This is a genomic window from Andreesenia angusta (assembly GCF_001855385.1).
GTDB lineage: Bacteria > Bacillota > Clostridia > Tissierellales > Gottschalkiaceae > Andreesenia > Andreesenia angusta.
The window spans coordinates 1-20,486 of sequence record NZ_MKIE01000008.1 but is presented as its reverse complement, the minus strand read 5'-3'; the positions used below and the strand labels follow the sequence as shown (position 1 = coordinate 20,486).

The window sequence follows — 20,486 nt, the reverse complement described above, 5'->3', positions numbered from 1 at the left end:
CTTCTGCTTTGACTCATAAACAAAGTAAGAGGAAACTAAAAATAGTTTCCTCAGATTTAAAGCTTTACTTTTTAGTAGCTAGTTTGTACTGTCCATCTACTACCTGAATTATAGAAACCTCTTTTATAGGGTTTCCAACTTCGTCAAACTTAGTCTTTCCTGAAACAAGCTCAAGGTCTGTAGCTTTAAGCGCCTCTACTACCTTTGCCTTGTCAGTAGTTCCAGCCTTCTCCATAGCTTCGAAAAGTGTAACTGCCGCATCATATCCAAGTGCAGCAAAAGACTTTGGACTTTCGCCATCGTACTTCGCCTTGTATGACTCTATGAAGTTCTGAACTACAGGATTAGGGTCGTCTGTAGCGTAGTGGTTTGCAAAGTATCCGCCTTCAACAGCTTCGCTATCTATCTCGATTACTCCGTCCCATCCGTCTCCACCTAGCAGTGTCGCATCTATGCCTACTTCTTTTATCTGGCTTCCCACAAGCGAAACCGAGTTGTAGTAAGCTGGGATAAATATAACGTCTGGATTAGTTGCTTTTATCTCTGTAAGTATTGACTTGTAGTCTTTGTCGTTAGGGTTGAAGCCTTTCTTTGCCACTATCTCTCCTCCAGCTTCGCTGAAAGTCTTCTCGAAAGAATCTGCAAGCCCTCTTCCGTAGTCTCCCTCTTGGTCGAACAGTATCGCGGCCTTCTTAGCCTCTAGGTCCTCTAGTGCAAATCTCGCCACTATCTCACCTTGGAAAGGATCTGTAAAGCAAGAACGGAATATGTTTTCTCCGGCTTTAGTTATATCGTCTGCAGTTCCCGTAGGCGATATCATAGGTATTCCCTCTCTAGCTGCAAGCGGTGCAACTGCAAGCGTGTTCGTGCTTATTACTCCACCTATTATTGCATCTACTTTGTCGCTTGTGACAAGCTTCTTGTAGGCGTTTACAGCCTCGTTGTTGTCACCTTTGTCGTCGTATACAACTAGCTCTATCTGCTTTCCTAGCACTCCGCCTTTTTCGTTGTATTCGTCAACTGCAAGTTGATATCCTCTAACAGCCGCATTTCCATAGACAGAAACCTGTCCTGTAGTCGGAGCTATTCCTCCTATTTTGATTACATCCGACTCCTCTGAACCGCTACTTCCACATCCAGCTAATAGTCCAGCCGAAAGCGTAAGGCTCATGCCTATAGCTAATAGCTTCTTGAATTTCATAGTCTTCCTCCTGTTTTCCATTGAATTTTCATAATAGTAATCTTTTTAATTATATCATGGTTGACAAGAGAGTATAAAGCTCCTAATTGTGAACAATACGTAACAACTTAAGCTTCGGACTCCCTCCTCAAGTTCACTACAAAGGCAAAGACTATAGTTCCGTATGCCAGAAAGCTTCTGAAGTACTCTCCAAGCGCTACATTGTCAAACAGATTCTGTCCAGCCATAGGCGAGACTATGAAGAGCGTATGGAAAAGCAGTATGCCTATAAAGGCGTTTTTTACGCTGGCGTTTTTTAAAGTCGCTCCTCCTACAAGCAGTGCAGCAGCTGAAAAGACGTCTAGATTCAGATGTCCCGTATACACGTTCAAGACCCCCATATTCTGTATAAACATAAGCTGTCCAAGTGAGGCAAGCACCGTAGACAGTACTATAGAGCTCTTTCTCACCCTGTCTACGTCTATGCCGGCCTTTTCAGACAGAGTCTGGTCCTCTCCAACGGCTTTCATATGGTAGCCTAGCTTAGACCTTGTAAGGCCCCACACCGCTAAACCAAGCACCAGAACCGCCAAGACTGGAACTAGCGACCCCGATACGTTTCCAACTCTTATGGGAAGCACTCCTTCGTAAAGAGATCTGAACCTAGCCGCATCCAGCATGCTCTTCACCCCTATTCCGCTGCTTATAAGAGTGGTTTCACTAAACGGCTTTATGACCGTTCCATAGCCCACCATGAAAATCAGAAGGTATATGTTGGTGCCCAGAAAGCCTATCACCATGCTGGCTATCATCTCTTTTCCCTTGGCCTTGTTCAGCACAGTGCCTATTATATTTCCAAGCACCAGTGCGAAGAGCACACTCAAAACAATGGCCAGTAAAAATCCGCCTGTCTTTTCAAGCCCTAAATCTATCACCACCACCATGGCCATCTGAGCCGCTATAGCTCCTACAGTGATTGAAAAGTTTATTCCCATCCCGGCCATAATAGGAGGTATAAGCGCCAGAAGAAAGACACCGTTTCTGATAAACCTAGAGTAGAGCTCGCCTAGGATAAAGCTTGTGCTCACCTCTGCAAGCATTATTCCCAATACAGATAGTACAAAAAAACATATCGGCACGTAGTAGCTGTTATATTTTCTCACTTTTTTTCACCCCTTCATGCAAGAATGCGTAGAGAATTATGCCGTTTGTGATTATCATCCTCATGACTTCTGCCATCTCCGGTATGAGCAAAGTGTTTGCTACCGGCACAGATATCAAAAAAGTGGTCTGGTAAAGATATGTTCCGACCATGGCCTGGAATACAGTCGCCTTCTTTCTGCTTGCCCCCCCTATCAAGATTGCGGAAACAGCAGGAAAAGCCATCATAAACGGGCCGTCATAGAGATGCACAATTCCATAGCTCTGCGAATACACCGCTATCCCGACTGCGGCCAGCACAGTTGACATGATTATAGCATAAGTCCTGTACCTGTTTACGTCCACGCCTGAAAGCTGTACGAACTTTTCGTTCTGAGCTATGGCCGCCATTGTGGCACCCATTCTTGTCTTTTGAAATCTATACAGTCCGTATCCAATGGCCGCAAAGAAGACTATAAGCCCCAGGGGTATCTGCAATCTCCCTAGACTCAAGACCATGAAATTGTCCAGCACTCCGCCGAAGTACTGGTCCAAATTTATCTTAGGCCTCAGGCCTTCTCCCCCTACAGGGTAGAGCATCTGCCTGTTTTTAAACGGAGCCAACGTCCAGAAGAAGTTCATCACAGGTATAAAGGAAAAGCCTGCAAAAGTGGCCACTATCTCCTCGTTTCCCTTCAGCCTGTTCAGCACAAGCGAATATACGTAGCCAAATAAAATGGCTACAGCCGACCCGCCGGCCATTGAAATCAGAAATCCTGTCCAGCCTGTAAGCTTGAACTCCAGCGCTATACATATCCCAACAAGGCCCGCAGATATACCTATAGGCAGGCCGAAGTTTCTGCCGGCCCCGACGTTTATCATCGGCAGCAGCGATATCACAAGGACCCCGTTCATCACCCACTTTACAAGCGATTCGTTCAGTATGTCTATATAGGATATGCCTGTGAATTTGACTAGTACCAGCAGTATCAAGAGGTAGCATATGATTATCCACTGCGGAAGTCCTATCTTGTTTTTCATCATCTAATCCACTCTCCTTCCAGACATGGCCAGTGCAAAGGCTTCGCTTTCGAAATCGCCCTCGAATATCTCGAAGACTCTGTTCTCGTACATTATGGCTATTCTGTCACATACTCTCTTTAGCTCCGAGACCTCTCCCGAAGATATCACCACAGTTGTATTCTCTTCACTGTTCAGCTTTAGGAGCATCTTGAGTATTATCTCCTTAGAGTAGATATCTATTCCCCTTGTCGGCTCCCCTACAAAGAGCAGCTTGGGCTTTACAGATATGGCTCTGGCTATGCAGACCTTCTGCTGGTTTCCTCCGCTCAGCTCTCTTACTGTCTGGCTTCTGCTCTTTGTCTTTATGTTCAAGCTCTCTATCATGGAGTCCACATAGCTGTCTATTGTCTTTTGGTTGAAGCCGGAGAGAGGTCCGAGCGATGGATGCTTTAGGAACTCCTTTCTCCTGACGTGCGATCCAAACACCATGTTTTCAGAAACGCTCTGTTCTATCAGTAGCCCGAGCTCTTTTCTCTCGTCTGGAAGCAAATATATCCCCTTTTGGAAGGCGTCTTTCCCAGGATATACCCGCTTGCCTTCAAATAGTACGCTGCCCTCTAAATTGTAGAGACCCATGATTCCATACCCGAATATCTCCTGACCATGTCCTGCAAGCCCGGTTATCCCCAGGACTTCTCCTTCTCTCACCTCTAGGGATATATCCTCGTGATTTCTGTCTCCTGAATTTATGCTGACTCTGTCGAATTTCAAGATTCCATTTTCGCTTCTTCTGCCGCTTGTCTTGGCTGTCTGCACGACTTCTTTTCCTATCATGTCGAGTGCTATCCGCTTTATGTCGTACTCGTCTCTTGTGTACTGGCTTATCAGCACTCCGTCCCGAAGCACCGTCACTCTGTCACAGATATCTGTCACTTCGTCTAGCCTGTGCGATATGAAAATTATGGATATGCCTTCCGAGGCTATCTGTCTCAGATGATCCAAGAGCAGATTTGTCTCCTCTACGTTCAGCGAAGAGGTCGGCTCGTCCAAGATGAGCACCTTCAGCTTTTCGTTGTCCAGCTCTCTAGCTATCTCTATAAACTGCTTTAGATTTGTAGAGTAGTTCTTAGCCTTCGCACCCGTGTCTATCTCCACCCCTACTTTCGAGAGCACCGCCGAAGCTTCTTTCCTGTTTCCGGCTTCATCCACTATAGCAAATTGCTTGAATCTCTCGGTTCCACCGACTATGTTTTCCCTGTTCAGCTTTATATTGCTGCTTACGCTCAGCTCTCCAATCAAAGAGAGCTCTTGGTGCACCATGCCTATGCCCTCTCTCATGGAGCTTCTGCTGTCAACTATCTCGACTTCTTTTTCATCTATAAATATCTTCCCGCCGTATCCGCCGCTCTCTCTTATGTTTTGGCTTCCGAAGAGTATGTTCATAAAAGTGCTCTTTCCGGACCCGTTGGCTCCTACCAGACCGTGTATCTCGCCTTTTTTAAGCTCAAAGTCTATGCTGTGCAACGCCACAACTTCTCCGAACCGCTTGTGAAGCTTCTCCACTCTCAGTACGCTTTCCAATTCGCTCCTACCTCCCTGTATAATTGTGCATAAAAAATACTATGAGGGATTATCCCTCATAGCAATTTTAGTAGTATATTGACTCCAGTATAAGAGTGTAGTAGTTGTCTATGCCAGAGCTTACCTGTTGCATGTCGGCTCTAGTTCCCATAGATTTCTCAGAGAAGTCATCCATGAACTCTTTGTTTAAGATCTTCTCATCTATTTTCACGTCGTTCTCTATGAGATACTTTGCAAGCTCTATCTCGAACTTAGGCACGTATATCTGTGAAGGCATAGCCCATCCTGAAAGCCTTCCTGTCATATCGGCAGCTGCAGCTTTCTCTCTTATCATTTCGTTTATCTTGTCATAGTCTCCAAGGTCCGCTTCCTCTATCTCCAGATTCATAACCGTAGGATATGCTTGAGTTGGAGTTGGGCAGCACTGCTCAGCCACTATAAACTTCTGCTTTAATGCCTCGTCTATTATTACATCGTACATAGGACAGTTTGTTCCGAATATATTAGTGTCAGCTCCATATTTCTCAATCTGTCTTGGGATGTCCTCTCTCAAGAACTGCTGCATAGCCGCTGGTCCATCCCCTGTCTGTGGGTCAGGTGTAGTTATCTCTACGTACTCTAGTCCTATCTCTTCGCAAGTCTTCTTCATTGCGTCTCTTCTGGCAGCCACAACCTCTTTTGCCATATGAGTAGGGAAAGAGTAGTGGATAAAAGTCTTGGCACCCATTTCCTTGGCCTTAGTAGGAATCGTAACTCCTCTTCTCACCCAGTCTGTTGAAAAGCTTATGTCCACATACTTAGACATCAGCTCAGGTTCATCTAGCATAGTGGCCATAGTTATTATCTCAGGCCTTTCAGCTTTCAGCTTTTCGAAAGCCGGAAGCAGACCAGTCTGTCCAGAGTTCACTATTATAGCTTTCATCTCTGGATCGTCCGCCAAGCTGAGTATCTGAGATATCCCAGTCTCTAGTTCAGCGTTGAAGTTCTCTGGCAGAGTTACATGCTTTACTATGTCAGGGTATGCTTTCGCCATCTCGTCTCCTGCCCTGAACTCATCCTCACTTGTAGAAAGTGTCGGTGTAACTATACCTATTTTATAAGCTTCTTGCTTTTCATCGCTTCCGCTCTCTTTGCTTGAGCTGTCACATGCGACAAGCCCAAACATCATGGCGAATGCCAGTAAAATCGAAATACTTTTTTTAAACATTTTTTCTCCTCCTAGTATAATCTCGAATCCACTACTCTATAATTGCATATAAATTGTATGGATTTTAACCTCTTAGATTATACTTGAAGTCCCTGTATTTGAAAAATAGTATATATCTATACATTTTTGTTTATATATTTGCTTTTTCTATTCATGTGCATTCAGGATGTCTCTGCTATATCAGTATCTTGATCATATCCCTAAACACCGATTCCAGAATCTGCTTGTTTATCTCTTTCCTTTTCTGAGCAAACTCCTCTTCAATCTCGCTTGAGTCTTCTCTGTTGTCGATCTGAATGCTATCTCCGTTTTTGAAGTCTATGTCAAGCGACACCTCCTGGCCGTAGGTTATGTCGTCTACTAGCCTTATGTTGAGTACTTCTGAAACTCTGTAGACCTTGTAGTCTGCAAAAACACCGTTGGCCTTTAGCTGAAATGAAAGCTTCAGTATAAGCTTTTTGGAGAAAAGGTATATCTCATCGTTCAGCTCTGTCCCGCCTATGTTCTTCACGTATATATTGTAAAAATCGTCCGGGTCTATGTAGTCTTTTAGATTGCATACCCCTTCGTACCTATCCTCGTATATCTTCCCGTAGACACAGCTCTTTTCGTAGTACTCCGTTATTTTTTCCAGTTTGGCATCCACTGAAATCCCCCCATTCCTCTTTTATATAGTGACTTATACCCCTGAATGTGATGATTGCACAAAAAAACGAGACTATATAGAAAATATAGTCTCGTTTGTGCCGTCTACGGCTTCGTCTGTCAGCTCTCTTAAGAGTATCTGTATGTCGTTTATCTGGTCAAGCGCAGGCTCTATCTTGTCGGATACGTTCACAGTTATCATTCGGAACTGCTTTTTCTCCTTTATCTCCTTGAACTCGGCTATGAACTCGTCGTCTAGAGGAGCCTCTCCGTCTGTTATGAATATTATGTCCGAGTACTTGTACTTCGCAGTGTTTATAAGTTTTATGGCTTCGTTAAGCGGCTCCACAAAGTTGGTCCCGCTCCCAAAGAAAGCCGTGGCAAGATCGTATATCTTGGAAGGGTCTATCCTGTTCTTGTTGAACTCTATGACCTGACCCACCTTGTAGGAGAAGAGCACAGCCACAAATTCCCTCTTCTGCTTGAAAGCTATGTCCATAAGCGTCATGGCTATAGACTTGGACCATACCTCTAGCTCCCCTTCCATAGAAGACGAGGTGTCTATACAGCAGATTATGGGCCCCTTGGACTTGGACCTGTTGTTTCTGTACTTGTAGGAGAGCAGCTCCTTCTGGGTGTACTTCTTCAAAAAGCCTCTCTTGGTCTTTTCATTTGCAAGCAGTATCTTCTCGGAAGGCAGCACCCTATGGATTTCGTTTCCGATCTCGACTCCACATATCTCCATTCCATCCTCTTTTGTCTTCTTCCTCTGGAGGCTGCTGGCTGAGGCTTTGAACCTGCCAGCCATCTCCGAGATATCCCTGACCTTCTTGAGCTTCCTGAGCTTTCCGGCAACCATCATCTTCTCGTCGTAAGAAGCAGTTGTCAGCTTTCCGTCGTCCAGCCCCCAGTTCTTTATGGTGTTGAAGACAGTTACAAACTCCTTGTAGCTGTCCGAGAGCACCTTGTAGAAGAAGTTGGTCTCTGCAAGCTCCGCACAAACTTCTTCCGTATATCTGTCTATCTCCAGCTCCAGCGGATCTGACGGACTTTTGTCGTACTCATCTACAGCCTTGTTCAAGCTCTTGAGTTTCGACTTAAGCGTAAGGCTCTTTTCAAGCCTCTCATTTACCGCCGCTACCGACTCTCTCAGCATTATCTCTGTAGCTATTATGGAGTTAAGGTACTTGTATTCACATCTCTTTCTGAGCGACTTTATCTCATGGTTCTGATCCATCTCCTGTACAAGCTTTCCGTTTAGCCTGTACTTTGGCTCTAGCTCCTTGAAACTTCGTATCTCAGGCTCGTATTTAAAGAGCATAAGGTAGATGTCCTCAGACAGTGCGCGAACACCCCTTAGAGTCTCGCTGTACTCCTCTAGCTCTCCTGTGAGCCTAGGCGACTTCTCAAATATATTGGAGTATATGTCTAACTCCATTTCAGTAGCTACTACGCTGTTTCTTGACTTGTTCTCTTTGCCCATCTCTTTACACTTCCCGTTTTTTTCTAAAACATCATGTCGTCTTCATCGCCTATCTGCACCGTGAGTGTATCTAGGAACCTATCTATTTCTTTTCTTATAGCTGTGAACTTGTTTAGGTTTGTCTTGTCCATTATGTCTTTTTCCTTGAGAATCCTGTCCACCTTCCCGAGCAGCATCTCCACAGACCCCTTCATTTCAACCAGCATTCTTGTGTCCTGTATATTTTTGGTCGCCGACACTATGTTCTCGTATTTTCCCACGACCTCGTTGTACTCTTTCTCGAAAGGCGAAAGCAGCCTCTCTTTCAGCACTTCCTCCACTATCTCCATGTCTGAAAGGTCGTTCCAGAGCACGTCTCTAAGCGCCTCGAAGTCCTCTGTCACGACTTTGTCTCTCTTGTTTAAGAGGGCGTTTACTCTCAGCACCTTTAGCGCCTCGTTCTGCCTTCTGTCAGATATGGTGACTCCCTCTTGCATAAGGGCGTTCATGATATATATATACTCTTTCAGTATCGACTCGTCTACTTCGACTTCCTGAAGTGCCTCCCTCAGAAAGCCCAGCTCCTCTAAGCTTATAGTCGTATACCTGTCGGATTTGCTTCCCCCGAGGAATTTCCTGAACATTATCATCTTGTTCTGCACGTCTCCTATGTAGTCCACGTACATCCTGTATATCATCCTGTCGTATAGCGCCATCAGCGAATCCTCTTCCGGGAACTCGTTCGAAGCCGCAAAGAGAGTCACAAGCGGAACCTCCGCCGGATTTCCGTCGTTGTAGAACAGCTTCTCGTTTATTATAGGTAGCAGTATGTTGAGCGTAGGCTCGTTGCACTTGAATATCTCGTCTAGAAATACTATCTCCGCCTCTGGAAGCTTGCTCTTTGTAACCCTTACGAACTTGTCGTTTTCCATCTCTTTTATGCTGAAAGGCCCCAGTATCTCCGCCGGGTCCGAAGTCCTGTTGAGCAACCAGGAGAAATACCTTCCGTCGTCTATACGCCTGCACAGCTCTGTTGTAAGAGCGCTCTTGGCCGTTCCAGGCGGCCCTATAAGCAGCACCGTCTGTCCTGTCACAAGCGCCTTTATGCTGTTGTCTATCACATTGTCTCTCTCTACAAATATATCTTTCAGCTCTTCTGATATATTCCTGAGTTTCTCTATGGCCTCTTGAGCCCTTAAACTGTCTAGTTTTGCCTTCAAAAAATCGACCTCCAATCATCACTAGAATATGATATACCTTATTCCATCTTTTTTCAACATTTGCGGACAAGAAAAAAGAGATACATCGCTGTATCTCTCTGGTTTACATTTTGTCGGCCAATGCCTTCTCTAGCTCTATATGTGGCGCCGGGATAACGTGAACTGCGTTCACTTTTCCAAACTGCTCTGCTATACGAGTACCAGCGTCTACAGCAGCTTTAACAGCCCCTACATCCCCTCTTACCATAACCGTCACTATTCCAGAGCCTATTGACTTGTATCCCCATAAGTCCACTCCAGCCGCCTTTACCATTGCATCAGCAGCCTCTATCGCAGGAGTAAGTCCATAAGTTTCTATCATTCCTAAAGCTTGTCCACTTGCCATGATGATTCCTCCTAAACATTATTACATTCTCATACCTACTGTTATTATATCTCAATTCCCGTTGATTGTACAATAGTTTGTAGATTCCATTATTTTAACCCACTGTTTTATTTGCATTTTCCCTATGCTTTGACAGCTGAATTATCAAGGTTGGCAGAATCGATCCCAGAGCCACTATCCACCAGCTGTAAAAGCTAAGCGGCTTTGTGTCCATTACCCTGTTGAAAAAAGGCAGGTACACTGCCAGTACCTGAAGCGCCAAAGAGCTCGCAATAGCCAACACTAGCCGCTTGTTTTTAAGAAAATCTTTCCCAATCCCCAGAGGATTCTTCTTTCGAGCGTTTAATACGTGAAAGAGCTGTCCAAATGCCATGGCTGAAAAGCACATAGTCCTTGAAGTTTCAATGTCGTACCCTGCGTAAAGAGCATATCCAAACACAGCAAGCGATCCCAACGCTATGAGCGCGCCGTTCCAGAGGACTTTTATCAGGAACTTTCTTGTGACTATGGCCTCCTCTGGGTTTCTTGGGCTTCGCTTCATTATGTCCTTCTCTCCAGCCTCCCAGGAAAGGCTCATAGCCGGAAGTACATCCACAACTAGATTCATCCAGAGTATCTGAAGTGCCAGCACTGGCATAGGCATCCCAATCACTATGGTCAAGAATACAGCCAGTATCTCGACTATGTTGCAGGTGAAAAGGTAGTACACGAATTTCTCTATATTGTCGAATATAGTCCTTCCCTCTCTTACGGCATCCACTATGGTCGAGAACCTGTCGTCGGTAAGTATCATGTCTGAAGCGTCTTTGGCAACTTGCGTGCCTCTAATTCCCATGGATATGCCTATGTCCGCCCCATTTAGGGCCGGGGCATCGTTCACTCCATCTCCTGTCATGGCGGTCACTTCCTTTGCTATATTGAGAGCCCTGACTATCTGAAGCTTGTTTTCAGGAGAGACTCTGGCGAATATAGAAGTCGACTTTATCTTTTCAGCCAACTCTTCGTCAGACATCTCGTCCATCTCTCTTCCAGTTATAACAACCTCTGTGTTTTTCATGCCTATATGCCCAGCTATTATAGATGCCGTCTTAGGGTGGTCTCCCGTAATCATGATGACCCTTATGCCGGCACTCTGGGCTTCATCTATTGCCTGCTTTACATCCTCTCTAGGAGGATCCAGTATTCCTATAAAGCCCAGAATATCTATTCCGCCTGCTAGCGCTCGCTTCACAGAGCTTTCGCTTTCCTCGCCGCTGTAGTTTTCTACTGCTCCTATTCCCAGCACTCTCATTCCTTGCTCTGTAAAGCTGTCGTTTGCCTTTTCCAGCCTCTCAAGCTCTTTAGGACTGTTTCTGGCCATCTCCGTGAGCACATCCGGGGCGCCTTTTATATAAAGCTTCTTTTCACCGGTAAGTGTCCTATAAAGCGTAGCCATATACTTTGCCTTGGAGTCAAAAGGAACCTCGACAACCCTAGAGTATCCGCTTGACTCAAGGCGCTCCCTGTCTACATCTACTTTCTTTCCAAGCACAACTATTCCGCCCTCTGTAGGATCTCCCAGCACTCTGTACTGGCTTTCTTCTTCTACTAGAGACGCGTTGCTTGAAAGTACGCCCGCAACTATCAGTTTCTCTAGCTCAGCGTCTTTTTCGAGATTCACCAGGTCCTCGTCTTTGAGTATCCGCCCTTTCGGCTCATACCCGCTGCCTTCCACATCATAATCTGCTCCACCTGAAATGTATATCTTCTGAACTGTCATCTGATTCTCTGTAAGCGTTCCCGTCTTGTCTGTGCATATCACAGTTGTCGACCCCAGCGTCTCTACAGCTGGAAGACTCTTTACAAGTGCATTGTGAGAGGCCATTGTTCTCATTCCAATTGCAAGAGTTATAGTGGAAACTGCCGGCAACGCTTCTGGCACAGCTGCTATGGCCAGTATTATGCCTATCTTTATCATGGAGTAAATCTCCTCGCCGGAGAGAATGCCCAGCACTGTGACTATAAGCGCAACCACTCCAGCTAAGAGTATAAGGGTCTTTCCCAGCCTGTTCAACTGCTCTTCCAGCGGCGTAGTGTTATCTCCACTTTCGCTCAGAAGCTTGCTTATATTCCCTATTTCAGTATCCATCGCCGTGCCTGTGACAATTGCATATGCATTTCCCCTGGTCACAGCCGTTCCAGTGTAGACCATGTTGGACCTGTCTCCCAGCGGTATATACTCTTCTCCTTTAAAACTCGCGTCTTTGTTTACAGCTTCAGATTCTCCTGTAAGCGCCGACTCTATAGTCGCTAAACTGTTTGACTCCGCTAGCCTCGCATCTGCCGCAACCGAGTCGCCTTCTTCTAGAAACAAGATGTCACCAACCACTAGCTCCTCTGATGGCACTTCAACTATCTTTCCATCTCTTTTGACTTTCGAAAATGTCTTCACCATATTCTGAAGCGACTCAACCGACTTCTGGGCCTTGTACTCAGATGCAAATCCAGAAATCACAGCTATGAGTATAGCCACTATTACAGAGAATCCCTCCACCGTATCTCCCATAGCGAAGGCCACTGATGCAGCCGCTATCAAGAGATAGACTATTATATTGTTCACATTCTCAAATAGTATCTTAAGGGCCGAAACGTCCTCCCCTGCTTCTAATGTGTTTTTCCCATAAGTTTCAAGCCTTCTCCTGGCTTCAGCTGAAGAAAGTCCCAACGACCTATCTGAGTCTGTTTCCGACTCCGCTTGCTCTACCGTAAAAGTATGTGGATTCAGTAGCTTTCCTCTCATCTACATGCTCCTCTCTTGAATGACTGTATAAAAAACTATACATTGGAAATGACTTTGTTTCTGCCGCTGCGTTTTGCTTCGTATAGCGCTTCGTCAGCCCTCTTGAACAGAGTCTCCACCTTCTCTCCAAGGGTGTACTCCGACACGCCTATACTTATAGTCACCTTGCCTGCGACTGGATGCTCTATGTTCTCCACAGCGCTTCTCATTCTCTCAGCTTCCTCTATGGCGCCTTCTATCCCGGTGTTTTCCATAAGCACTGTGAATTCCTCGCCACCCCATCTAGCAAAGCTGTCTGTCTGCCTTATTATCTTGGAAATAACCTCCACCGTCTTCACTATGACATCGTCTCCTATGTCATGTCCATAAGCGTCGTTTACACTCTTGAATTTATCTAAATCAAAGAGTATTATAGAGAACTTTGTGCCTTGTCTGTCAGCCCTGTTCTTCTCTTCATTTATCTTCTGGTCAAAGTACCTTCTGTTTTTTATTCCAGTAAGTTGATCTACAATGGAGCTTTCACTCAGAGCTTCGTTTTTTCTTTGAAGCTCCTCCGAGAGCATCCTGTACTTCTCTTCGCTCTTTCTCAGCTCTTCCTCTATCTTCTTCTTCTCTGTAACGTCTCTTACTACAGAAACCATGTCTTTAGGGTTCCCCTCTTCATCCCTTATCAGGTCGCTGCTTGACTCTATATTGAATCTGCTCTTATCTTTTCTAACTCCTATATACTCAACAATGCCTGTGCTTTCACCCCTGTATATCGCCTCTATGTCTTCCTTGGCCTTCAGCTGGCTATCCCGGTCTAAAAGCTCCATAATATTTCTGCCCACAGGGCTTTCATCGCCTTGATATCCAAGTATCCTGATAGTAGCTGGCGAGATCATGCTTATGTATCCCTCCCTGTCTGAAATTATTATGGCGTTTGGAGATGCGCTAAGTATAGATTTGTAGAGCGCCTCGCTCTCTGACAGCTGCTTGCTGAGTATTGAAAGCTCTTCCTGCCTTGATCTAAGCTTGTTGTTTAAAGATTTAAGTTGTTTTATCCAGACCAGCACCGCCAAGAAAATAGTGGCAAAGATTCCGCTCCCAATTAAAAACGCTTTGTAGTTGAATGTCTTCTCTATATTTACCGATATATGCTCGTTCTTGACTCTCTCTAGGTCTTCATCCGTGATGGTGGCTATCCCCTTGTTCAATATCTCAACCAAGACTTCGTCTCCAGAAGCTACGCCTATTTTAAAATTGTTGTCAAGCCCTGGGATTTCGCCTGCTATCTTCAGGTTAAAAAGACCTTCCTCTTTTATCACATACGCAGCCATGGAAAGAGACCTGACTGTCATATCAGCCTTTCTGTTCTCCACATACTCTATAGCAGTATTCTCCGAGTCCACAACTACTATCTCGAGGTTCGGAAACTTCGACCTTATTCTCTCCTCTACGCTTGTCCCTTCTGGCAAAGCCACTTTCTTGTTCTCAAGAGAGGCTAAGTCAGTTACGGGCTGATGATCTTCTCTCGTTATTATGACGTTTGGATCGCTGAAGTACGTATCTGTGAACTTGAGCCACTTGCTTCGCTCTTCCGTCTCGTTCAAAAAAGCTAAAGCATCACATTTTCCTAGCTTTGAGTACTCCAAACTCTGATTCCAGTCCTCTGTTTGAACCACTTCGAACTCTATGCCTGTTCGAACCGAGATAATCTCTATAAGATCAGATGCTATTCCTATGTAGTTTCCGCTTTCGTCTATCTTCTCATAGGGATACCAGTCAGGATCTACACATATCTTTATAGGATTTACCTCCTCTATGTACAAATACTCTGTTCCCGAGAGATTTAGATAGCTTTCCGAGCTGCTGTGGGCTGTCCTAACACCCATCATCATGATTACAATTAGCAGCGCAAGCGATGTCAACTTCCTTCTAGACTTCAAATTTCACTCCTCCAGTTTAAGCAATTCCAAGACTTGATTTTCACATACGTTAGTTTATACCCAGCCATCGCATATCTCACCAGAGTATTCTGAAGTATACTTATGATCAAGTGATTCTCCTCTTCTGCTCGTACATCAGTTTGTCCACATGCTTTACAAATTCCTCCGAAGTCTTGTAAATGTCCTTGTCCAGTATGTCGTAGCCTACGCTTACAGATATTCTGTAGGGAAGGTAGTTGGACTTATTAAAGCTGTCCATCGACTCTTTAAGCCTTCCCACTATTCGCTCTAAATCTCCGTAGTCTTCCACCTTTGAAAGCACCATGAACTCATCGCCTGCATACCTCGCTACAAAGTCTTCTCTCCTGAAACTGCGGATCAGTATCTCCCCGATGTACTCGAGCGCCTTGTCCCCCTCTACATGGCCATATTTGTCATTTATGTCTTTAAATCCGTCTACATCTATCATAACTCCGCCCAGGAGTCTCTCTCTTTCAGCGCTGCTTATATGCCTAGTCAGATATCCGTCCAGCTGTCTTCTGTTGTAAAGGCCTGTGAGGTGGTCTCTGTTCAGCTGATCGTTTTGCACGTTTACAAAGACTATGAGCAGCGAAAAAGCGGTGCTTGTCCATATAAGAGTGACACCGTAAAACAGACTCTGCAAGATGCCTCCTAGAAAAGGGAGCAAGGGAAATATAAGCAGCGATCTATAGTCGCTCCTCCTGATAGAATCCCTATTCTTTACTATTCTCACAAACGAGTACACCAGGTAGATGTAGGAGATTACGACATTTATCCAGAAAAACTCCCCCCTGCTGTATACGTTCATCTCGTCTATGCTGAACATAAATCCCCTGCCAAGGTTCATGATGACTATGGCGAAGTTGATCGCAAAAGGAGCGGCGATCAAGGCAAGCTTCATTTTAGATATCTTTCCGTACCTGTCTATCCTCTGCTCCACATAAGTGGTCCATATCATCCCAACTAACGGTATTAGCGCATACTCAGCAGTCTCTACCCCAATATGAAGTGACCTCAGCGCTTCACCGTCTCTTCCATTTAGCGTATCCACCGCTATGTCTATAAGTATCATCACCGTGTTGGCCATAACCATAGCCCAGTAAGTCTTCTGGACGTAGTCTTCCCTGTCTGGACGTCTTCTTATATTTAAAGCTATGAGAGCAAGCACCGCCAATGCAAGCATATTTACATGTATGCCCATAGCAAATCTGTCTGGCATAATTACCACCCCTGAAATTATATATTCCTAACACCTCAAATCACTCTCTCAATTCTAATGGATAATCTTCAGTTGTGCAAATTTAATCTGAAACAGCTGCTTTCCCAAAGTCGATGTCTATAGATGCCCTTTCGCTTTCCAGGCTTAACAGCCTTCCGTTTTTTTCGTCTAAACTCAACTCAATCCTGCCGTCTAGCGACTCCCTTATCTTGGCCTTCATCTCTCCCGAGTCCGGCGAAGCCAGTTCCACTGGGTTCAGCTGCCTTGCCTTTAGGTTCAATATGTACTTCCCTTTCTTGATTGTGGCTTCAAATGTTTCCGCTGTAGCCTTGAAGTCCAGCATCTTGCTTCCCTCTATACTGCTGAACCTGTACTCTCTGCCTCTGTGGTGGAGCAGTAGAAAAAAGCCCTTCCTGTGCTTTCCAAGCATCGGAACAGAGGCGTAGCTGAAGACTACAGAACTGCCTTCCCAGCTGTTGTCCTGAACCCATACGTACTCCTCTGGAAAGCCTGTACCCCAGTCTTTCTCTATATAGGAGTCGGCCTCTGAAATCTCCCACTCACTGCCACCTATTTTAAGACTGCCGCAAGCTCTATGATTCATGCTTATGATGGCGTGATTGCATTCATTCGGAAGATAGCTCAGCCAGCCCATTATATTTGGCTTTAGGAACGATTCCTCTATCGTCTCGAATTCTCCAAAGCGAAACTCACCTTTGATTTCCACTCCCTCTGATACGAATTCAAGTTTCATCTCTTCTTGGGACAGTCGATTCTTCCCTATGTTCAGCGTAAAAGGGTCCTCTGTCCAGCTCAGCGCTTCAATGGGATAGCGAATATATCTAGTTCTATGCTCTAGAGAGTCTTGAAACTGGATAAAGGAATGTTTTGTCTTTTCATCTGTCGTATATCCCCATATAACTGATATCATCAAATCGTTTTCTCTGTCGTCGATCTTGCAGAACCAACCTTCAAAAGATGACTTTTTATTTAAACCAACCATTATTCCGAACTGCTTATGCTTTTTCAAATGGGCTCCTCCTTTCTGTATGTAAAAAGCCTGAACGAATTTTTAATTGTTCAGGCCTTGAGGCTTTTTATGGTAGACTCGATACAGACACATTTGATATTTGTGTCGAGTTTCTTCCTATAATATGTGCTTTCCGATTATCCTGTCCAGTTTTCTGATATCTACGCCCCTGTTTAGATTCAGCTTGAACTTGCCTGCCCTAGTCCAAAGCTCAAGCTCCGCATTGAAGTCTAATAGTCCAGCATTTTCGCTTGAGTACATTACGATGGACTTGAAAGGTATCGTATATACCTCTACCTTCTTTCCGGTTATACCTTGCTTGTCCGCTATTATGATTCTCTTGTTTGTTATTACTGCTACGTCCCTTATAGTCTTGTATGCTACTTCTGGAACTTCTCCATCTACAAGGATTTCTCCTATTTCATTCGGAATCCCTGTTTCCCCTGTGAAAGTCCATGTCATTATTGCTCCTAGTTCTGCCACTCCATTACCCCCTGATTGTAGTTATTAGCTTTTCTCTAGATTATATCAAACAATAAGCATAATCTAAATAGATAACTCCATTTTGTGAACACATTGAAGAAGATAAAAAGACACCAAACGAGTATTCTTGATAATGCTATCCTAGAATTGATTTGAAAAGTTACAATATATTTAAGTTCTGTATGCTATCAGAGTGATAAAGAAGCTCTGAGATTACCTGTTCTAATGTTCCTTAGAGTTCCAACAAAAACATCTGAAATCTGAATCAACATATCACTTTTAGAATCTATAAATCTTTAAGAGCCAGAAATATGTGCTTTAGTTTCAGGTTTTATACTAATTAGAATTTTTTCATCCATATTAACTTTTCTTTTTCCAAAATTCCACCCCCGGAAATTGTTTTTAATGCAACTTAATTATCTCTATTATATGCTTTTCACGCAATCTATCAACCTCTTTAGTAAAAAAGTTTCTTCTTACGCAATTTTTATTTCTTTTTAAGCAACTTACAATATAATGTATATTAAGGTGGTGATGTTGTCTTGACTTCATTTGAACAAAGATTTAAAGAGCTAAGACAAGAAAGAAATCTTACTCAAAAAAAATTAGCTGAAAAGTTTTTTTTGAATAAAAGCTCTATTTCAAGATATGAACAAGGAAAGCAAGTTCCTGAATTAGAGTTATTAGAAAAAATAGCTGATTTTTTCAACGTATCTCTAGACTACCTTCTAGGCAGGACGGATGTTCGCAATATAGAAGAAGTACATATCATAGCGGCCCATCACGATGGAGACGAGTATACCGAAGATGAGTTACAAGAAATTGAGAATTTCAAGAAGTATGTGCTTTCTAAAAGAAAGAAGGATTAACACCATGTCCACTATAATATGCTACTGCTCCAATGTAACCGAGCAAGAGATAGTTGACGCTATAGATAATGGGGCTAAAAGCCTTTCAGATATAAAGGCAGTTACAGGGGCTTGTACTTTGGGAAGGTGCAAGGAGCTCCACCCTAAAGGAACTTGATGTTCTAGGGATATTCTAAAGTTGTTAGAAGAGTATAGTAAATAGTTTTGATAAGCTACTGATATGAGATATTCATATCAGCTTATTTATAGGAATAGGTGGAAATATACTCTAATTTAAGGATTGTAAGGTATTAAAGGGGCTGTAAGATATAATTTGAAAATATTTAAGGGGCTCTATTCTGATAGCAATATTGCCATAAACAACAATCTTACTAATGCAGAAAAGGCCTGTTTAATAGCTGAAGAACTAGGCCACCACTACACTACTGTGGGGGACATACTGGATCAATCGGAAGTCTCCAATAGAAAGCTTGAGAAAACAGCCCATAACTGGGAATATGAAAAGCTTATAGGCCTTATAGACTTAGTGAATGCCTATAAATCAGGGGTGAGAAATAGGCATGAGCTGGCATATTTTCTGGAGGTTACTGAGGAATTTATAGAAAGCGCCCTGAATTACTACAGAGAAAAACACGGGTTATTTGCTACAGTAGATAACTACATAGTTTATTTTGAGCCATTGGGAGTGTTTGAGATATTTTAACTCTTAGAATCTAAAGCTAATGTATACAGAAAGTTTTAAAGATAACTTGTAAGTAATACCAATTCATATATAAAGGGGTTTTGATAAATGAAAAAAAAGCGTTTTATGAAAAAAGCATCATTATTGGCAGTATCATTTGCACTTTTGACATCATCAGTTGCATTTGGACACAGCGGACGAACCGATAGTTCCGGAGGACACAGAGACAACAAAAATGTAAGTGGACTAGGCTACTATCACTACCACTGCGGAGGTAAACCTGCTCATTTACATCCAAATGGAAGATGCCCTTATAGCGGTAGCTCTACTCCCTCTACTTCTGGTGGAAGTAATGCTACATCTCCCGTAAAAATCTCTGCCAAAGTTCCAAATACTTCGGTTAAAATTGATGGAGTCAATATAAACACTGCAAATGCAAAATATCCTCCACTTCTGTTCAAAGATATAACCTATATTCCTATAACTTTTGATATAGTATATTATCTTGATATAAATTATAACTGGACTGATGCTAGTAATTTGAAGTTTTCTAGGACGATTGGACTTAAGAATACTAAGCAATTTAAACATATGTTCACGGATGGCTCTTCTTGGAGTGGAATGTCTGCATATGTAACAAAAGTCAATAAGGGCATAATAGTCAACAACTTATGGGTAAATAATACTTATCCAATAATCAATTATAAGAATATAAATTATATACCTCTAACTTACGACTTTGTAACTAATCTGGGTCTTTCATATACCTGGGATCCTGTTAATGGATTTAATTTGATTTCAAAGTAATCCACTATAAGCTTTAATTTCACTGAACTTTATGATAGTATGTTCGAAATAAGAATATCAACTATCTTGAACCATAAATCAAAAGTTACTAGAGTATATCTAGTGACTTTTATTTCGAACTCCAGTCGAACTGGTGTTCTTTTGGGTTAAATTTATTCTACATGAAGTTGTCATAATCAAAGTACTTGCGAGGTGATTAAAGTGACAGCAGCTATATATTGCCGTTACAACTCTGATAACCAAAGAGAAGGGTCTATTAAAGCCCAATCAAGGGCAATCAAAGAGTATGCAGAAAGAAATGGAATTCAAATAGTTAAAGTGTACGAAGATGAAGCACGCTCTGTAACTACAGATAACAGACCCCAGTTTCTTCAGATGATAAAAGATAGCAATAACTGTTTATTTGATACCGTTATCGTCCATAAGCTGGATAGATTTGCACGTAACAGATATGACAGCGCCTTCTACAAGCGCCATTTGAAAAGGAATGGTGTACGGTGGGTCTTGTCTCTGCCTTCACGACAGCCCTGAGGCCATTATACTTGAATTTGTCTTGGAGAGCATGACAGAATCCAAGTTGCAGCTTGATATCCACCTCCCTACTGAAGCTATAATAAGAGGCTACCTTGAAAAAGATACAGATATAAAAAACAAAAGCCTGAACGAATTTTTGAACTGATCCTTGTCAAGTAGACAGTTAATTAAATTAAACATCATGGTATTAGGTTAATAGTGCTTGATTTCGATATTCAATCGGAGTCAGGCACTTTAATCTTTTTTGATATCTGCTCTCGTTGTAGAACTTTATGTAACTCCCGATCTTCT

At 43.3% G+C, this 20,486-nt stretch carries 21 protein-coding genes; 6 read left to right on the top strand and 15 right to left on the bottom strand.

Annotated elements, in window-relative coordinates; all coding sequences use genetic code 11:
• Nucleotides 1-64 precede the first annotated feature (64 nt).
• The 14 genes from EUAN_RS09210 to EUAN_RS09145 form a co-directional block, all read right to left on the bottom strand.
• Nucleotides 65-1,201, bottom strand: coding sequence for an ABC transporter substrate-binding protein (locus EUAN_RS09210; protein ID WP_071063942.1), 1,137 nt, complete (start codon nt 1,199-1,201; stop codon nt 65-67).
• Between the two features lie 107 nt (nt 1,202-1,308).
• Entirely contained in the window at nt 1,309-2,343 is a 1,035-nt protein-coding gene (locus tag EUAN_RS09205; protein WP_071063940.1) for an ABC transporter permease subunit, read from the bottom strand.
• A complete protein-coding gene (locus EUAN_RS09200) occupies nt 2,330-3,364 on the bottom strand; it encodes an ABC transporter permease subunit (RefSeq protein WP_084655875.1) in 1,035 nt (344 codons plus the stop codon). The genes EUAN_RS09205 and EUAN_RS09200 overlap by 14 nt, the downstream gene beginning before the upstream one ends.
• Nucleotides 3,365-4,924 (bottom strand): sugar ABC transporter ATP-binding protein, encoded by a 1,560-nt coding sequence (locus EUAN_RS09195; protein ID WP_071063938.1) that lies wholly within the window; start codon nt 4,922-4,924, stop codon nt 3,365-3,367.
• Between the two features lie 67 nt (nt 4,925-4,991).
• Nucleotides 4,992-6,131 carry a DUF3798 domain-containing protein gene (locus tag EUAN_RS09190; RefSeq protein WP_071063936.1) on the bottom strand — a complete coding sequence of 380 codons (1,140 nt, stop codon included), beginning with the start codon at nt 6,129-6,131 and terminating at the stop codon, nt 4,992-4,994.
• Nucleotides 6,132-6,306: 175 nt separating this feature from the next.
• Entirely contained in the window at nt 6,307-6,777 is a 471-nt protein-coding gene (locus tag EUAN_RS09185; RefSeq protein ID WP_071063934.1) for a hypothetical protein, read from the bottom strand.
• Between the two features lie 72 nt (nt 6,778-6,849).
• On the bottom strand, nt 6,850-8,259 hold the full coding sequence (locus EUAN_RS09180) for a vWA domain-containing protein (protein ID WP_071063932.1): 1,410 nt from the start codon (nt 8,257-8,259) through the stop codon (nt 6,850-6,852).
• Between the two features lie 23 nt (nt 8,260-8,282).
• Nucleotides 8,283-9,458 carry an AAA family ATPase gene (locus EUAN_RS09175; protein ID WP_071063930.1) on the bottom strand — a complete coding sequence of 392 codons (1,176 nt, stop codon included), beginning with the start codon at nt 9,456-9,458 and terminating at the stop codon, nt 8,283-8,285.
• Nucleotides 9,459-9,561: 103 nt separating this feature from the next.
• Entirely contained in the window at nt 9,562-9,843 is a 282-nt protein-coding gene (locus tag EUAN_RS09170) for a BMC domain-containing protein (protein WP_071063928.1), read from the bottom strand.
• Nucleotides 9,844-9,937: 94 nt separating this feature from the next.
• Complete coding sequence (locus tag EUAN_RS09165) at nt 9,938-12,622, bottom strand: cation-translocating P-type ATPase (protein WP_071063924.1); 2,685 nt, start codon at nt 12,620-12,622, stop codon at nt 9,938-9,940.
• A gap of 35 nt (nt 12,623-12,657) precedes the next feature.
• Nucleotides 12,658-14,550 (bottom strand): diguanylate cyclase, encoded by a 1,893-nt coding sequence (locus EUAN_RS09160; protein ID WP_071063923.1) that lies wholly within the window; start codon nt 14,548-14,550, stop codon nt 12,658-12,660.
• Nucleotides 14,551-14,656: 106 nt separating this feature from the next.
• A complete protein-coding gene (locus tag EUAN_RS09155) occupies nt 14,657-15,790 on the bottom strand; it encodes a GGDEF domain-containing protein (protein WP_084655873.1) in 1,134 nt (377 codons plus the stop codon).
• Between the two features lie 82 nt (nt 15,791-15,872).
• Nucleotides 15,873-16,820, bottom strand: coding sequence for a tocopherol cyclase family protein (locus tag EUAN_RS09150; protein WP_071063921.1), 948 nt, complete (start codon nt 16,818-16,820; stop codon nt 15,873-15,875).
• Nucleotides 16,821-16,937: 117 nt separating this feature from the next.
• On the bottom strand, nt 16,938-17,303 hold the full coding sequence (locus EUAN_RS09145) for a PH domain-containing protein (RefSeq protein ID WP_071063919.1): 366 nt from the start codon (nt 17,301-17,303) through the stop codon (nt 16,938-16,940).
• 542 nt (nt 17,304-17,845) lie between these two features.
• On the opposite strand from EUAN_RS09145, the gene EUAN_RS09140 reads away from it, so the two are divergent.
• From EUAN_RS09140 to EUAN_RS12890, 6 genes are all read left to right on the top strand, one after another.
• Entirely contained in the window at nt 17,846-18,172 is a 327-nt protein-coding gene (locus EUAN_RS09140; RefSeq protein WP_071063916.1) for a helix-turn-helix domain-containing protein, read from the top strand.
• A gap of 4 nt (nt 18,173-18,176) precedes the next feature.
• Nucleotides 18,177-18,329 (top strand): (2Fe-2S)-binding protein, encoded by a 153-nt coding sequence (locus EUAN_RS12270; RefSeq protein WP_084655872.1) that lies wholly within the window; start codon nt 18,177-18,179, stop codon nt 18,327-18,329.
• A 156-nt stretch (nt 18,330-18,485) separates the two neighbouring features.
• Complete coding sequence (locus EUAN_RS09135; protein WP_211266339.1) at nt 18,486-18,875, top strand: ImmA/IrrE family metallo-endopeptidase; 390 nt, start codon at nt 18,486-18,488, stop codon at nt 18,873-18,875.
• Nucleotides 18,876-18,962: 87 nt separating this feature from the next.
• A complete protein-coding gene (locus EUAN_RS12805; protein ID WP_071063912.1) occupies nt 18,963-19,661 on the top strand; it encodes a YHYH domain-containing protein in 699 nt (232 codons plus the stop codon).
• Nucleotides 19,662-19,853: 192 nt separating this feature from the next.
• Complete coding sequence (locus tag EUAN_RS12265) at nt 19,854-20,192, top strand: recombinase family protein (RefSeq protein WP_342669843.1); 339 nt, start codon at nt 19,854-19,856, stop codon at nt 20,190-20,192.
• On the top strand, nt 20,149-20,340 hold the full coding sequence (locus EUAN_RS12890; protein ID WP_071063910.1) for a hypothetical protein: 192 nt from the start codon (nt 20,149-20,151) through the stop codon (nt 20,338-20,340). Before EUAN_RS12265 ends, EUAN_RS12890 begins: the two co-directional genes overlap by 44 nt.
• 42 nt (nt 20,341-20,382) lie before the next feature.
• Here the strand turns inward: EUAN_RS12890 and EUAN_RS13080 are convergent, their stop codons facing one another.
• Nucleotides 20,383-20,469, bottom strand: a complete 87-nt coding sequence (locus EUAN_RS13080; RefSeq protein WP_425388419.1) for an IS3 family transposase — start codon at nt 20,467-20,469, stop codon at nt 20,383-20,385.
• Between the last annotated feature and the right edge of the window lie 17 nt (nt 20,470-20,486).